This is a genomic window from Citrobacter sp. MGH100, from assembly GCF_001034465.1.
Lineage (GTDB): Bacteria > Pseudomonadota > Gammaproteobacteria > Enterobacterales > Enterobacteriaceae > Citrobacter > Citrobacter youngae.
Map to the genome: position 1 here is coordinate 522,678 of NZ_KQ089801.1, position 18,092 is coordinate 540,769.

Annotated in this window: 5 protein-coding genes and 1 other RNA gene; all 6 read left to right on the forward strand. The window is 54.6% G+C overall.

The window, feature by feature from the left end; translation table 11 throughout:
- Window positions 1-387: 387 nt before the first annotated feature.
- The 6 genes from SK32_RS14115 to SK32_RS14135 all read left to right on the forward strand — a co-directional run bounded on the left by SK32_RS14115 (window position 388) and on the right by SK32_RS14135 (window position 18,041).
- Window positions 388-11,352, forward strand: a complete 10,965-nt coding sequence (locus tag SK32_RS14115) for a BapA/Bap/LapF family large adhesin (protein ID WP_048212943.1) — start codon at window positions 388-390, stop codon at window positions 11,350-11,352.
- 101 nt (window positions 11,353-11,453) lie between these two features.
- Complete coding sequence (locus tag SK32_RS14120; RefSeq protein ID WP_048212944.1) at window positions 11,454-12,863, forward strand: TolC family outer membrane protein; 1,410 nt, start codon at window positions 11,454-11,456, stop codon at window positions 12,861-12,863.
- A complete protein-coding gene (locus SK32_RS14125) occupies window positions 12,860-15,046 on the forward strand; it encodes a type I secretion system permease/ATPase (protein ID WP_048212945.1) in 2,187 nt (728 codons plus the stop codon). The genes SK32_RS14120 and SK32_RS14125 overlap by 4 nt, the downstream gene beginning before the upstream one ends.
- 7 nt (window positions 15,047-15,053) lie before the next feature.
- Window positions 15,054-16,217: a beta-barrel domain-containing protein gene (locus tag SK32_RS14130; RefSeq protein WP_086523808.1), complete on the forward strand. Its 1,164-nt coding sequence runs from the start codon at window positions 15,054-15,056 to the stop codon at window positions 16,215-16,217.
- A gap of 72 nt (window positions 16,218-16,289) precedes the next feature.
- Window positions 16,290-16,653: a transfer-messenger RNA gene (gene ssrA, locus SK32_RS24880) on the forward strand.
- 167 nt (window positions 16,654-16,820) lie between these two features.
- The gene (locus SK32_RS14135; RefSeq protein ID WP_048212947.1) at window positions 16,821-18,041 is read left to right on the forward strand and encodes an integrase domain-containing protein; all 1,221 of its coding nucleotides are present in this window, start codon (window positions 16,821-16,823) and stop codon (window positions 18,039-18,041) included.
- Window positions 18,042-18,092: the final 51 nt, after the last annotated feature.

The window sequence follows — 18,092 nt, forward strand, 5'->3', positions numbered from 1 at the left end:
TTACGCCTCACCAATAACACTATTATTACTGGTGTTTATTAGATTTATAAAAAACCAAAAAGAAGAAAAACAACTTTATATACAGCGCGTTAGATTTCAACAACAACCAAAACACGTACTGGAAAGTATCCTTTTCAATTACCTCAATGTATTTTTAATATAGATAATTTGCGTAATACATCCTTTCTGACTATATCATCTAATACGAAAGAACTATTCAGACTCAGAGGCCCTGACGTATTCGAAAAACAAACTGATACCTGCGTGACCTAATCAATGAAACCACATGTGCAAACTCATCTATACGATGAACGGGCACCTGTCAGCTCATTCTCCCAACACGCTATTGTGGATTAATACTCTCGGCCTGCCATCAGGAGTGAATATATGCGTCTACTCGCCGTTGTATCAAAATTGACTGGTGTTTCCACAAATATTGAAGCTTCAGAAGTCACGCTCAATTCACCTTCCATCGTGAAGCTGTCTGTTTCTCGTGAAGAAATCAGTCAGCTTACCCGCGTAAATCAGGATCTGATTGTCACACTCCGCTCTGGTGAAACTATCACAATTAAAAACTTTTACGTTGGCAAAGGTGATGAACAAAGCCAGCTCGTACTTGAAGATAGCAACGGCGCACTATGGTGGGTTCAGGATACGGATGGCGCATTCCACTATCAGCATCTGGACGATCTCACCCCATTGATGGCGAGCGAAGGCAGTCATGAAGGAGGCGCAGTTTGGCCCTGGGTTCTTGGCGGGATCGCGGTCGCTGGCGGAGTTGGCCTCGCTGCAGGTGGCGGCGGTGGCGGTGGCGGTGGCGGTGGCGGTGGGGGGAGCGATAACAACGCCGGAAACGATAATGGTGGGAACGGCAATAGCAATGGCAATGGCAATGGCAATGGCAATGGCAATGGCAATGGCAATGGCAACGGCAATGACAATGGCAATGGCAATGGCAATGGCGATGGTGGCGATCCGCCGACAACAACCCCTAACATGCCAGACGTGCCCGTTATTACCAGCGTGATCGATAATCAGGAGCTGATTACAGGTCCTGTCAATCAGCAGGAATCCACCAACGATAATACGCCTACTCTTCAGGGCACTGGTCCCGCAAATGCCACCTTACATATTTTTGATAACGGTGTCGAAATAGGACAGGTCACTATCGATGCCAACGGCAACTGGACGTTTACTCCATCTTCCCCGCTCGCGGAAGGCGCTCACCAGTTTACGGTCAGCGCATCAAACAATGCGGGCAGCAGCGCAATCTCAGACAGTTGGGTCATTACCGTCGATACCACCCCACCTGCCGCCGCAGTAATTTCTTCAGTGAACCTGGAAGGCACCATGGTGACGGGTAGTGCAGAGCCCGGAAGCACTGTCACCATCATTGGCAGTAACAACCAGGTTCTGGGTTCAGCAATCGTCGGTTCAGGCGGCACCTTCACTATTGGCATATCACCCTCGCAAACACATGGTGAAACGCTGACAGCAAAGATTCAGGATGAAGCAGGCAATATCGGGCCAGATACCTCATTCAGTGCCTCAAATTCCGGTTATCCAGGCGTCCCCGTGATTGTCAGCGTTATGGATGATGTCGCGCCCTCCGTTGGGTCATTGACCAACAATCAGTCCACTAATGATGCGACCCCAACGCTTTCCGGAACAGCTGACGCCAACAGTACGGTTAAAATTTACAATAACGGGGCATATATCGACAGCGTCGTCGCCGACAGCAACGGTAGTTGGGACTGGACCTCCAGCACAAACTTGCGGGACGGCTCATACGCCTTCACCGCTACGGCAACCAACCACCTGGGTACGGGGGGAATATCGACGGCATTCAATATCAATATCGATACTCAGCCGCCGTTATCACCAGACAATCTGAACGTATCTGCCGATGGTGCTGTCGTCACTGGTACGGCTGAACCCGGCAGTACCGTGACTATAACCGACAATAATAATCATTTAATCGGCAGTGGCGTTACCGGGCCAGATGGCTCGTTTACTATCACCATAAACCCACCACAAACCAATGGCGAAACCATAGCCGCTATCGCTACCGATCCAGCAGGAAACCCGAGTTTGCCAGAAACAGCACTCGCTCCCGATATCACCGCCCCGCTACCGCCCGCAAACCTGACAATCAATAACGCGGGCGATGAGGTTTCCGGCACGGCAGAGCCCAACAGTACCGTACATATTCTCAATCCTGGTGGCACTATCATTGGCACGACCACCGCTGATGCTGACGGAGATTTCACCGCCACACTGGTTCCGCCACAAACGAACGGCGAACATCTTGTCGCCAATGCAACGGATGCAGCAGGTAATACCAGTAATAACACAGCAGTCACCGCACCAGACAGCACCGCCCCTGACGCACCGACAGGGGTAATTGTCGCCGGGGATGGTGGTTCAGTCAGTGGACATGCTGAAATCGGCAGCACTATCACCGTAAAAGACAGCAACGGGAATACGATTGGCGTGGGTCAGGCAGACAGCGGCGGTCACTTTGCCGTGTCGATCACCCCGTCACAAAACAATGGTGAAACGGTAAAAGTGACCGCAACGGACAGCGCAGGCAACGAAAGTCTGCCCGCTTCCGCGCTGGCTCCGGATATTACCGCGCCAGACCAACCGATTATTATTGCCGTCTTAGATGATGTTCCCGACGTCATCGGAAAAATTGATAACAACACGCTGACAAACGACGATAAACCGGAAATTAAGGGCACCGCCGAAGCGGGCTCGCAGGTAAAAATTTATGATAATGGCACCCTGCTAACCACCGTTACCGCCGATATCAATGGTAACTGGGACTACACGCCGACCACCGCGCTGAGCCAGGGCGCACACGTGTTTACGGTTACGGCAACTGATGCCGCCAACAACACCAGTAGCGCCGCCAGTTGGAAAATCATTGTCGATAGCGTCGCACCGACCGTCCCGGTTATTACTCTGATTAACGATGACGTCGGAACCATCACCGGTAACATCGCGAATAACAACGGGGTAACCAACGACAACACGCCGACCCTCTCCGGGACCGGCGAGCCAGGCTCGCTGGTGAACCTGTATGATAACGGTTTGCTGATGACGGTGATGCTCATCGACAAGTCAGGTACCTGGAGCTATACCGTCCCGGACAACAAGCAGCTTGCCGATCGCGACCATCATTTTACAGTATCCGCAACAGATGCCGCCGGTAACGTCGTCACCTCCCCCGTCACTGTCACCATTACCGTTGACACCCAGCCTCCTGGGGCTCCGGTCATTTCAGCCGCCACAGATGACATCGGCAATGCACCCGTTGACTTGCCTTCTGGTAGCCGTTCAAACGATAACCTGCCGTCACTGAAGGGGACCGGAGAAGTTGGCTCCACCATCACTATCTACGATGGTGCCACACCGATTGGAACGACCACCGTTGTGGCCGGAGGAAGCTGGAGTTTCCCGGTCACCCAGCCACTTAGTGAAGGCTCGCACACGTTGTCAGCTATCGCGACAGATGCGGCGGGTAACGCCAGTACCGCCGGAAGTTTCATGCTGACTGTCGATACAACACCACCCGCGGCCCCGATCATCACCTCAGCGGAAGGGCTTATTGGCATTGAAACTAAAGCACTGAGTAATGGCGGCAGCACGAAAAGCGACAACCCTAAACTGTCCGGAACAGGTGAGCCGGGTGCGACAATTACGATTTATGAGAATGGCGGTCTCGCCGGCATCACTACCGTACAGCCAGACGGCACCTGGACATTTACCCCGACCTCACTTGCCGATGGGCCGCATAAATTCACCGCCACGGCGACCGACGCGGCGGGCAACACAGGGATCCCATCGGCGGGCTTTACGCTGACGGTGGATAATCTGCCGCCAACGCAACCGCTCCCGCCCACCATTACGGACGACGTCAATCCGATAACCGGGGTCGTGACAAACGGCATGACTAACGACACCACGCCAACGTTCAGCGGCACGGGGAGTGTCGGCGATCTCATTACCCTCTATCTTAATGGCAACTCTTCGTCGCAGGGTACCGCAACGGTTGGGGCAGACGGTAGCTGGAGCTTTACACCATCAGTGCCACTTCCCCAGGATGTTTATCAGGTGACCATTACGGCGACCGATCCGGCTGGCAACGTCAGCCCGCCATCAGATGCCATCCTCCTGGAGATCGATACAACGCCCTCTGCCTCCCCTGTTATTCTTGCCGTCAATGATAATGTCGGTGGTTTCCAGGGCGATCTTGCACCTGGCGCAATAACAGATGATACGACGCCAACTATTCGCGGAACCGGCACTGACGGCGACACGATCACGCTGTACAACGGCAGTACGATTATCGGTACCACAACGGTGGTTGGCACCACCTGGAGTATTACTCCTGGGACGGCACTGGCAAACGGAAGTTATACGCTAACGGCCATTGCAACCGATGCGGCGGGGAACGCCAGTACCCCATCAAACAGCGTAGCGTTTACGGTTAGCAGCACCGTGCTGACCCTACCGCAGGTTACAGATATTGAAGATGACGCTGGCGTCATTATCGGTTCATTGACCAACGGTAGCGTCACGGATGATACCACCCCAACAATCAGCGGGACCGGTGCGCCGGGCAGTACGGTAGTCATTTTCGATGGCGGCAATCCCATTGCCGAAACCCTCGTTGCGGCGAATGGTAGCTGGAGTATTGAGATTACGCTGACGGGCGATGGCCCGCACACGCTGACGTTCGGCGCCAGGGATCCCGCGGGTAATTCCCTGGCGGCAGGAAACCCTGTGATGTTGATACTCGATACGCAGCCTCCTGCCGAGCCAATCGTCACCTATGTTGACCCGAACGGCACGCTGGTGAGCGGGACAGCCGAGCCGGGCAGTACCGTCATCATCAGAAATGGTACCACGGTACTGGGCCAGGGCATTGCGAACAGCGTTACAGGTGTCTACACCGTCACGATATCACCCGCACAAACTACAGGGCAGAATCTGAATGCAATCGCCCAGGATCAGGCGGGCAATAGCAGCGACCCTACGCCGTTTAACGCGGCCACTTCCAGTATTCCGCATCCGCCAACTCTCGAAATCATTGATGATGTCTCTCCCGTTACAGGAGTGATTGGCAACGGTAAATCCACCAATGACACCTTACCGCTGTTACAAGGAACCGCCACGGCAGGAGCAACGGTTACAATTTATCAGGATGGGAATGTAATCGCTACGGTCACCGCCGATGCCGTTTCCGGCGCATGGCGCTATCCATTATCCACTCCACTGACAAACGGCACGACCTACAATTTCACCGTATCGCAAACTGTAAACTCAGAACCCAGTGGGTTGTCGCCCAATTACGCCATCACTATTGATACTGCCGCCCCACAAGCACCCGCGATCACCAGTGTGATTGACGACGTGTTACCAGGTACAGGATCGTTAGATACCGGACAAATTACTAACGATGCACGCCCGACCTTCAATGGAACCGGCGAAGCGGGTGCGACTATCACCCTTTACGATAAAGGTATCGCGATTGGCACAACCACCGTGAGTGGCAGCGGATACTGGAGCTATACTCCGACAAATGGGTTGGGAGAAGGCGAGCATATCTTTACCGCACGCGCAACGGATGCGGCAGGCAACCAGGGCGATCTATCCAACAGCTTCCGAATTATTGTCGATACGTTAATCCCAAGCGCGCCCTCTATTGTGACGGTAACGGACGACGTCGGTACCCCGCAATCCCTTACATCCGGACAGCTAACCAACGACAACACCCCAACGCTTGCTGGCGTCACCGAGGCCGATTCAGTGGTTACCATTCGCGATAATGGCGCGGTAATTGGCACAACCACCAGCGATGAAAACGGCAACTGGAGCTTTACACCGGCTCCAGCACTTAGTGAAGGCAATCATTCGTTAACCGCAACCGTCACGGATGGCGCTGGCAATATCAGCCCGGCAAGCCCACCTTTCGTTCTGGTAGTTGATACGCTGCCGCCCGCGGCGCCGAACATTACCTCGGTGATTGACGATCAACCCGGCAACACATCGCTGACTAACGGACAATTGACTAACGATGCACAACCCACGCTGAACGGCAAAGGAGAGATCGGCGCATCTATCACCATCCGCGATAAAGGCGTTGATATTGGTACAACTCAGGTTGATGAATCCGGCAACTGGAGCTTCACGCCGGATGCCCCACTGACTCAGGGGCAACACATCTTTACCGCCGTTGCCACCGACCAGGCGGGCAATATGGGGGGGGTATCTTCGTCCTTTACCCTCGAACTGGATTCTATCACCCCGCAGCCCCCCATCATTAGCACGGTGCTGGACAATACGGCGCCCACAACAGGCGCGATAACCAATGGGCAGACGACAAACGAAACACGTCCGGCACTGAGCGGCACGGGCGAAGTGGGAGCGACCATTACCGTTCTGAGCGATGGTCAACCCATTGGCACTACCACCGTGGGTGCGGGAGGTATCTGGAACTTTACCCCAACGGATGCTCTGAGCAACGGACCACATACATTGACCGTCACCGCGACCGACAGTGCAGGTAACACCAGCCTTGCGTCGAACGGCTTTGGGCTCATCGTCGATACCATATCGCCGGGTATACCCGTCATTTCTCAGATCGCAGATGATGTCGGCCCGCTGACGGGCAATCTGAACAACGGCCAGGTCACAAATGATGCGCAACCCACGCTCAGTGGTACGGCAGAAGCCAATTCCACGATCAAAATTTATGACAATGGCACCTATCTCGGTACCGCTCCGGTAGACGCCAATGGAGCCTGGAACTTCACGCCAACAGCCGGACTTGGAAATGGTAACCATGCGCTCACGGTGACCGCCACGGATGCAGCCGGAAACGTCAGTCAGTCATCCGCCGCATTTAACATCATTGTGGATACCGTTGCCCCGCTTGCCCCCACCATTATCCAGGCCGTCGATGATGTACAGCCCGGCACCGGGACTCTGTCCAGTGGAGCCTGGACCAATGACACCCGTCCGCTGCTCAGTGGCTCAACGGAAGCGAATGCCCGGGTCGCGATTTACGATAACGGCACGCTGCTGGGGACGGTAACAGCCACAATAGATGGGACGTGGGAATATCTGCCATCCACACTGAGCAACGGCCAACATACATTCACTGCTATCGCCACCGACGCCGCAGGCAATATCGGTGCCACCTCAAGCGGATTTATTATTAATATCGATACGACCCCACCGCCAATCCCACAACTGATCTCGGTCATAGATGACATCGCAGGGGGAGTTTTCAATACAGCGCTGAACAATGGGCAGCTAACCAACGATGCCCGCCCAACGCTCAACGGTACCGCCGAAGCCGGTAGCACTGTCAGCATCTATGACGGGAACACTCTGCTTGGTACTGCGCTGGTGCAAAGCAATAATAGCTGGACATTTACTCCGACCACGCCGCTCGCGACCGGGTCCCATACCTTCACTGTAACCGCTACCGATGCGGCAGGTAATACCAGCGGCGCAACAGCAGGTTTTACCGTGGTGGTGGACACCACAGCCCCGGCACAGCCTTCAATAAGTAGCATTATTGATGATGTTGGCCCCAACACCGGTGCGATTGGCAGCAACCAGCCCACCAATGACTCACGCCCAACCCTGAACGGATCCACAGAGGCCAACGCGCGAGTCGATATTTATGATAATGGCAGTTTTGTTATCAGCGTAACGGCTGACAGCACCGGCAACTGGAGTTACACGCCGTCCACTGCTCTGGCTCAAGGGGCTCATTCTTTTACCATCACGGCGACAGATGCGGCGGGGAATACCAGTGGATTATCGTCTGCGGCAGCCATTGTGGTCGATACCATCGCGCCCGGTGTTCCAACCGGGCTGGCGGTCAACGCCAATGGTACGGCGTTAACCGGCGTGGCCGAAGCGAACAGTACGGTCATTATCACCTCTGGTAGCGGAACGGTACTCGGCACCACGACAGCGAATGCTTCCGGTAACTTCACCTTTACCCTGAATCCACCGCAAATTAGTGGACAAACGCTGCTGGTTAGCGCACAGGACGCCGCAGGCAACATCGGTACGGCGGGTAACGTGCTGGCCCCGTTTACCGGCGTACCGCCTGCGCCAGTGATCTCCAGCGTATTCGATGATGTCGGCACTATCACGGGCCTGGTCACCGCCGGGAAAACCACGAATGATACCCGCCCAACACTGAGCGGAACTGCGCAGGCAAACGCCGTTATCAACCTGTATAACAACGGCACGTTGATGGGGAGCACAACCGCAGACGGGAATGGGATCTGGAGCTTTACCCCATCCGGTGCGCTCAGCGAAGGCAACCACGCGTTTACTGCCAACGCCACAAATGCCAACGGCTCGAGCGTTTTGTCTGGCTCGTTCAGCGTCATTGTGGATACCACGCCACCGCCACCTCCTACGATTTTGATCAGCGCCGATGGCGGAACAGTGAGCGGCATTGCCGAAGCCGGCAGTACGGTGACGATATCCCTGCCTGGCGGCACCAGCGTGACAGCGGTCGCCAACAGCAGTGGCGTCTACAGTGCCGCCTTGCCTGTACGCCAGATTGAAGGTCAGTCGTTATCTGCAACGGCAACCGACGCGGCAGGTAACACGTCATCGCCTGCCAGCGTCATCGCGCCGGTACTCCCCCTGCAGGCTGAAGATAATGTCACCCGTTTGCCGCTACAGACTGACGTGACAATCAGCACTGAGCATCAAAGCGATTACGGTTTCCTGCTGGTGAACGCACTGGGTAATGTCGCCAATGTGCTGGGTAACGATACGGCAAGTGTTAATTTCAGCATCCAGTCTGGCGGTAGTGGCTCCATCACCATTAACGCCGCGGCGACCGGCATTGTGCTGTCACTATTAAGCTCAATGGAGATTGTTATCCAGCGCTATGACTCCTTGCTCAACACCTGGATAACCGTGGTCGATACCTCAAAACCCAATTTTGCCAGTTTGCTGACCATCGGAGCCTCTGGAGTGACGCTCAATTATGATGGGCTGACAGGCGGGGATTATCGCGTGGTCAGCTTCAACACTAACCTGCTGGCGACTGGCGCATACACCAGCCTGGACGTTGCCGTGGTGAAAACCAACGGCGGAACCATCACTGGGGGGACCACAGAATCCGGTAACATCATCACCGATACCGATCCAACTAACGGTCAAGATAACGCCCCTTCCGGCACGCTGGTCACCGCTATCACTGACGGTAACGGCAACGTCGTGAACGTCCCGGCGGGCGGCATTGATGTGCAGGGGAAATACGGCATTCTGCATATCAATCAGAATGGTAGCTACACCTATACCCTGACCAATACGTCAATCTCAGTGTATGGCCGTTCCGAAAGTTTCACTTACACGCTAACGCATGGTAGCGATCACTCCTCGGCAAAACTGGTGGTCACGCTGGGTCAGGCCCCGACCACCAGTACGGTAACGGCGGCAGACGATGTGGCTGCGCTGACTTACGGGACGCAGGTCATCGCAGTCGACAACCATCCATCACAACAAACCGGCTTCACGCTCGCCAGTGTTGGTTTGGGACAATTGCTGGATGTCAGCCTGGTCAACGGTTTGACCAACCCGATTAAATTCAACGTTGATGACGGCGCGACCCGAACGATAACGGTTCAGGCCAGCGTACTTGGCGTAACGCTGGGCGGCTTTGATCTCTATGTCTACCGCTTCAACGAGTCTATTCAGCAGTATGAGCAGTACCGGGTACAACCGAACTGGGTAACCGCCCTACTGAGCGGCAATTCACCCGCGTATACCATTACGCTGCCGGGCGGTGACTATCTGTTCCTGCTTAACGCTTCCGGCGGCCTGACGCTGCTGACCAGCTATACCCTGAATATTCAGGCCGATCACACCTACGCCGTCGACAGCCTGAGTGCGGCAACCAATGGAAATCTGCTGGCCAACGACTCGGCTCCGGCTAATACCGTTATCACCGAAGTGAACGGTGTCGCCGTTAACGCAACGGGCACTACCACCATTAACGGACAATACGGCACCCTGACTATTGATGCAAAAGGGAACTACACCTACACGCTGAAAAGCGGACTGGGCGCAGACGGTATCAGCACACCGGACAGTTTCGTCTATACGGTCAAAGCCCCCAATGGCGATACAGGTAGCGCCTCGCTGAACATTACGGCGACCCCGCAAGCGCTGGACGCAGTAAATGACGTCAGCAGCATGATGGCGGTAAGTACCATTCAGGACTCTGCGGCATATGGAAGTGGCGCGCTGGGCACCGCGACAATTCCGACGCTGGGGAGCAAAGCAACCGGTACAGGTTCGTTTGATATCGCAACAAATGACGTACTGAAAGGTGCCACGCTCAACTTTAGCATCGGCACACTTATCACCGTCGGTACGCTGGGCGTAACCTGGACAATCACCGGTCCTGACGGATTCTCGCTTTCTGGCTCTGTACCCGCCAGCTCTATCAGCCTGTTAGGCAGTTCAATTGCCGTCTCGCTGGGTAATGCTGAGCTAGCCGCTGGTCATTACAGCATCAGCTTCACAGGAACAATGGGGGGACTGGCCGTTGGCAACGTCAGCATTACGCCAAACGTCACGGGTACGACATGGCACCTCAATACCTGGGACGTTAACACCACGACGGTGAATGGCAATATTTTTGATGGCAGTGATGCCGCTGGCGCGCACGATCAGCTCTCAACCGTCCATACCCAGCTCACTGTCACCGGTTTTAACGGCAGTACCGCCACCCTCAATCCGGCCGGCAGCGCCAGTAGCGCAACCATTCAGGGTCATTATGGTTCACTGACCATGAACCTGGATGGTTCATACATCTACACGCTGAAGCCGGGTACAACCGTAGCGTCGATAATCAGCAAAGAGACCTTTACCTATACGCTGAACGACCAAAACGGGCACACGGACACCGCTACGCTGACCATCAATATGAACCCGCAGATGGCAAGCACCGCACAGCATGACGTCATCACCGGATCGGTCTACGGCGATACGCTGATTTATCACCTGCTCAATGCCAACGACGCTACCGGCGGTAACGGGACTGCGGACAACTGGACCAACTTTTCACTGGCTCAGGGCGACAAAATCGACATCGGCGACCTGCTGGTAGGCTGGAACGGACAAAATGCCACGCTCGGCAACTACCTCACAGTGACCACCAGCGGTAACAACACCATCGTGTCCATTGATCGCGACGGTACAGGCAACACGTACCACACCACTAACCTCGTAACGCTGGAGAACGTACACACCACGCTCGATGAGCTGATCCAACAAAATCACATTGTGACCTGAAACGAACGCCATACCACTATAACGATATAACAACAGCCCCGGATGCCATGACGTCCGGGGCAATAACAATCGTCACTGCCCTATTTTGCAAGGGATAAACTATGAGAAATGTCGCCCCTGTTGCTGTACTGCTGGCATTAACGTTTTGTTCCGTTCGTGCGAATGCCGAAGATGAACCGCAAATTATTACGCCGGAAGGGCTGGCAACCAGTCAGATGCTTCCCTCTCTGGATGGTTCTGTGGCCGATCTACCGCTAAGCGTTGCCGCTCCCGGAAGCCTGACGCTTAACGACGCGGTGAGTCGCGCCGTGAGCTGGCATCCTTCTATTCGTGAATCCATTGGCAAACTGCTCTCGCAAAATGAGCAGATAGACGTGGCGAAAGCGAAATATTACCCGCAAGTTACAGCCGGAATGAACAACGGCTACAGCAATACCTACACTGACCATGGCTTCAGCCCTGCACTGGTCATTTCGGTGTCACAAATGCTGTATGACTTCGGCAAAGTCGCCAGCCAGGTGCGCGCCGAAACCGCCGGTTCAGCGCAGCAACAGGCAAACGTGTTACTCAGCATCGATACTGTCGCTCACGCTACCGCCAATGCCATCGTCCAGGTTCAGACATGGCAACAGATGGTGGATGCCGCCGAAGAGCAACTGGTCGCGCTAAACGGTATTGGTCGACTGACCAGAGAACGTAATGATGAAGGGGCGACCTCGCTGTCAGACGTAGTGCAAACCGATGCGCGTATCGAGTCCGCACGTTCTCAACTGGCGCAATATCAGGCCAATCTCGACAGTAGCAAAGCGACATTGATGAGCTATCTCGGCTGGAACTCGCTTAACGGCATCAGCAATGAGTTTCCGGTAAAACTGGACAGCAGTTGCGATGTGGTAAAACCGGAGGATAAGTTAGTTCCTGCAGTGCTGGCGGCCTGGGCGCAGGCGAACGTCGCGCAGGCCAACCTTGATTACGCCAACGCGCAGATGACGCCAACCATTTCCCTGGAGCCATCTGTTCAGCACTATCTCAACGACAAATACCCCAGCCATGAGGTGCTCGACAAAACGCAGTACTCAGCGTGGGTAAAAGTCGAAATGCCGCTGTATCAAGGAGGCGGGCTCACCGCCCGACGCAACGCCGCCAGCCACGCGGTAGAGTCCGCACAGTACTCTATTCAGCGCACCCGACTCGAAGTACGACAGAAATTACTGGAATCCCGCAGCCAGGCAATGAGTCTCGCAACTGCATTGCAGATCCTGCGCCGCCAGCAGCGGCTGAGCGAACAAACGCGCGAACTGTATCAACAGCAGTATCTGGATCTCGGCTCACGCCCATTACTTGATGTTCTTAACGCCGAACAGGAGGTGTACCAGGCCCGTTTTGCCGAACTCCAGACCCAAAGCCAGCTTCGCCAGCTACAACTGAACTGCCTCTACAACACTGGATCGTTGCGCCAGGCGTTCGCCTTAAATAACCGCAGCATTCAATCGGTGGAGATCCAGCTATGAGCGACGTCGAGCCTGTTGTTGAAGATGCTATTGGCGAACCCACCCTGAGCCAGTGGGCACAGGCAATGACGCATATTGCCAGCCACTATCGCGTTGCCTGTTCGCCTGGTGCTATTCAGGCTAACGCCCCGTGGTTTGAGGGGAAAAGCAAAACCCTTGCTTTGACGCAATTAGCGCGCCAGGCGGGACTTTCCTTTCATACGCTGGATACCGCAAAGCAGGTACTTAACCAATGGCGTTTACCGGTGGTGGCGGAACTGCACGACGGCCAAATCATGGTGATCGAACATTTTAACGGTGAAGATGCCCTGGATGTTTTTATCATCGCCGACGAGGGACAACGCAACCGGCTGGCAGTGGCTGAGCTTCTGCCAGAAATCCATACTATCACCGCACTGCGCCCGTTATCGGCGTTAAAAGACGGTCGGGTTGATCGCTATATTTCGCGCTTTAGACCCGACTGGATACGCGAGCTGGTTTTACAAGATATCCGCCCTTACCTGCCGGTCATGATTGCCGCCTTTCTGATTAACGTCCTGTCGCTCGCCGGGATTATTTTTTCGATGCAGGTCTATGACCGGGTGATCCCCGCCCAGTCTTATCCAACGCTGTATGTTCTCTCTACCGGTGTTCTGGTCGCGGTGCTGTTTGGCTTTTTGCTGCGCGAAGCGCGTACCCACATCATGGACCTGCTCGGCAAACGCGCCGATATGCGCATTTCCGATCGCGTGTTTAGCCACGCATTGCGGCTGCGCAACAGCGCTGTCCCCCGCTCGACGGGGAGCTTTATTTCTCAACTGCGCGAGCTGGAACAAGTTCGCGAGATGATCACCTCCTCAACCATGTCGACCATTGTCGATCTGCCGTTTTTCTTTCTGTTCATCGTGGTGCTGGCATTTATCGCCCCACCGCTGGCGTGGATTGCACCTGTCGCGGCCCTGCTGATGATCCTGCCTGGCTTACTGTTACAGAAGAAGCTGGCGGTGCTCGCCAACCAGGCTGCCCATGAATCCACCCTGCGCAACGCGGTGCTGGTCGAGAGCGTTCAGGGTCTGGAAGACATCAAGCTGATGCAAGCTGAAAACCGCTTTTTACAGCAGTGGAACAGCTATATCCGCATTACCGGAGAGTCCGGGCTGCGCACGCGCAGGCTGACTCAGGGGCTGATTGGCTGGGGGATGTCAGTACAAAGCCTGGTCTACGCCGCCATCATTATGTTTGGCGCGCCGATGGTCATTGAAGGCACGATGACCACCGGCGCCGTGGTGGCGGCCTCAATGCTCGGTTCCAGAATGATTGCTCCGATGGCTAATCTGTGCGGCGTGCTGGCCCGCTGGCAACAGGTCAAGGCGGCGAAGATGGGATTAGACAGCATCATGCAGCTTCCCACCGAAACGCAGTACGACGAAGACCGGGTGCATCAGGAGATTTTTCACGGCCATTATCTGTTTGAGAACGCACACTTTCGCTACCACAGCGACGATCAGCGCGTTCCGCTGCGGATCTCGCGCCTGGAGGTCATGCCCGGCGAACGGGTGGCGATCCTCGGGCGTAACGGCGCCGGGAAATCAACGCTGCTGCAGGCCATGGCGGGTGGTGTGGAGATTATCCAGGGCGATGTCCGGCTCGACAACCTGAGCCTGGCGCAGATCGATATGGCCGATTTACGCCGCAACATCGGTTTTCTCAGCCAGAATGCGCGGCTGTTTTTCGGCACCCTACGCGAGAACCTGACCCTCGGCGCACCGCATGCCAGCGACGCGCAGATCTTCGAAGCGCTGGAGGTCAGCGGCGCGGCGGCTTTCGTTAAACAGCTCGCCAAAGGGCTGGCGCACCCCATTATGGAAGGCGGCAACGGTCTGTCCGGCGGCCAACGGCAGTCGATCCTGCTGGCAAGAATGCTGCTACGCTCACCCAATATTGTCCTGCTCGACGAACCCAGCGCCTCGCTGGATGAACATACCGAACGGGAGTTTATTCAGCGCCTGAACCTGTGGCTGGGCAACCGCACATTGATTGTTGCAACCCATCGCGTACCGGTTCTGGAACTGGTCGAACGCGTGGTGGTGCTCAAAGAAGGTCAACTGGTCATGGATGCCCCGAAAGCGCAGGCGTTGAATGCGAGCCGGGCACCAGCCCCTACTCACGGTCGGGAGTGGAAAAATGAAAACCAATCCGCATGACGCCGCCATGGACGACCTCGATATCCGCCGGGAACACCGTTTTTCCGGGGCCAGCCGCGTTATTCTGCTCAGCACGCTGCTGTTTGCAGTCCTGGGGATCTGGGCATATTTCGGCAAGCTGGATGAAGTCTCAACCGGCAGCGGGAAAGTGATCCCCAGCTCGCGCGAACAGGTATTGCAGTCGCTTGACGGAGGGATCCTCGCCGAACTCAGCGTGCACGAAGGAGATAAAGTTCAGGCCAACCAGATTGTCGCCCGTCTCGACCCAACGCGTTCGGAGTCCAACGTGGGTGAAAGCGCCGCCCGCTATCGCGCATCTTTAGCGTCAAGCGCCAGACTGAATGCCGAAGTCAACGATTTGCCGCTAACGTTCCCCAGCTCGCTGCAGGCCTGGCCGGATCTTATCGCCTCTGAAACACGGCTGTATAAAAGCCGTCGCGCGCAGCTTGCTGATTCTATGGTGGAACTGCAGGATGCGCTGGTCTCGGTAAATAAAGAGCTGGCCATTACCCAACGGCTGGAGAAAAGCGGTGCCGCCAGCCACGTAGAAGTGCTGCGCCTGCAACGACAAAAAAGCGATCTTGGACTCAAAATAACCGATCTGCGCTCGCAATATTACGTGCAGGCGCGTGAAGCGCTGTCGAAGGCCAACGCCGAGGTAGATATGCTGGCGGCTATCTTAAAAGGTCGCGAAGACTCCGTCACCCGCCTGACCGTTCGCGCCCCGATGCGCGGTATCGTAAAAAACATCCAGGTCACCACGATTGGCGGCGTGATCCCTCCTAACGGCGAAATGATGGAGATTGTCCCGGTAGACGATCATTTGCTGATTGAAACCCGCCTGTCACCGCGCGATATCGCGTTTATCCACCCCGGACAGCGGGCGCTGGTGAAGATTACTGCCTATGACTACGCCATTTACGGAGGGCTGGAGGGCGTGGTCGAAACCATCTCCCCGGACACCATTCAGGACAAAGTGAAACCGGAAATTTTCTACTACCGCGTGTTTATCCGTACCCATCAGGACTTCTTGCAGAACAAGCTGGGACGCCATTTTTCTATCGTACCGGGCATGATTGCCACTGTGGATATAAAAACAGGTGAAAAAACCATCGTCGACTATTTAATCAAACCATTTAATCGTGCAAAAGAAGCACTGCGCGAGCGGTAAATCCTTGCGGTTAAAGGGTTGTGGGGGCTGGTCACGCGTGTCACAAGTCTGTTATACTTGTTCTAACACATTGGGGCTGATTCTGGATTCGACGGGATTCGCGAAACCCAAGGTGCATGCCGAGGGGCGGTTGGCCTCGTAAAAAGCCGCAAAAAAATAGTCGCAAACGACGAAAACTACGCTTTAGCAGCTTAATAACCTGCTCTGAGCCCTCTCTCCCTAGCTTCCGCTCTTAAGACGGGGATCAAAGAGAGGTCAAACCCAAAAGAGATCGCGTGGATGCCCTGCCTGGGGTTGAAGCGTTAAATCTAATCAGGCTAGTCTGGTAGTGGCGTGTCTGTCCGCAGGTGCCAGGCGAATGTAAAGACTGACTAAGCATGTAGTACCGAGGATGTAGGAATTTCGGACGCGGGTTCAACTCCCGCCAGCTCCACCACTTTTTAGTAAAATGACGTCTACTCAAGTCTACTAAGGCCGCATTCCACAAGGGTTTGCGGCCTTTTTCATGTCCAGTGAAGTCTACTGAGAATTGCTAGAAACCACTCCTTATGGCACCCTCCTATTATCCCTCGTCGATGAGGGAGTAAAAACGAGGGAGCAAAAATGCCGAAGGTAGCAACAAAACTCACTGACACAGAGATCAAAAAGGCCAAGCCCACAGAGAAAGAGTTCACGCTATGGGATGGAGATGGCTTGTTCCTGCGTATCAAACCAAGTGGCAAAAAAATCTGGCACCTCGGCTATACCGTTCCTTTAACCAAGAAACGGGCCAAAATGAGTCTTGGGTTCTATCCCTACCTGACACTTGCTCAAGCAAGAGCGCTACGGGATGAATACCTCTCTTTGCTTGCACAGGGTATCGATCCCCAATCCCACAATGAGCAAAAAGCTCAAGCGCTCAAAGATGCCACTGAACACACATTCCAAACAGTGGCGAAAAAGTGGCTTGATGAAAAAATTAAAACATCAGGCATATCGCAAGATCATGCTAAGGATATCTGGCGTAGCCTTGAACGAAACATCTTTCCAACTTTGGGGGATATTCCTATTAAAGAGATCCGCCCTAAGATGTTGAAACAACATCTTGACCCTATCGAGCAAAGAGGTGTTCTTGAAACTCTACGCCGTATAATTTCCCGACTGAACGAAATTTTCCGTTATGCGGCCACAGAAGAGCTTATTGAGTTCAACCCTGCAGATAACCTCACACAGCGTTTCAGCAAGCCAAAGAAGCAAAACATGCCAGCCCTCCCCCCCAGCGAGTTACCAAGGTTCATAGTGGCTTTAGCAAACGCATCTATACGCTTAGAAACACGCCTGCTAATTGAATGGCAACTTCTTACATGGGTTCGCCCCGGAGAGGCTGTCCGTGCTCGTTGGACTGACATCGACGAAGAGAACCGATTCTGGAACATCCCCGCTGAGTTCATGAAGATGAAACGGCCCCACAAGGTTCCATTGAGTAAGGAAGCTATGCGTATTCTTGAATCCATGAAACTAATCAGCGGTCATCGTGAGTGGGTTTTCCCCAGCATCAAAGCTCCTCTTAGCCATATGCACGAGCAAACAGCTAACGCAGCAATCATCCGCATGGGTTTTGGCGGTGAACTGGTGGCACATGGTATGCGTTCTATTGCAAGAACAGCAGCAGAAGAGTCTGGTAAATTCAGAACGGAAGCTCTTGAAGCGGCCCTTGCTCACTTGAAAAGAGACGAGATCGTCGCAGCTTATAACCGTGCCGAATATCTTGCTGAAAGAGTGGCGTTAATGCAGTGGTGGGGAGATTTCGTTGCGGCGCAAAAAAACAAGTCTATAGCAGCCTGAAAACCCCATCGAATTTGAGCCTATCTGCACGATGAGATAGAATCAGCAACA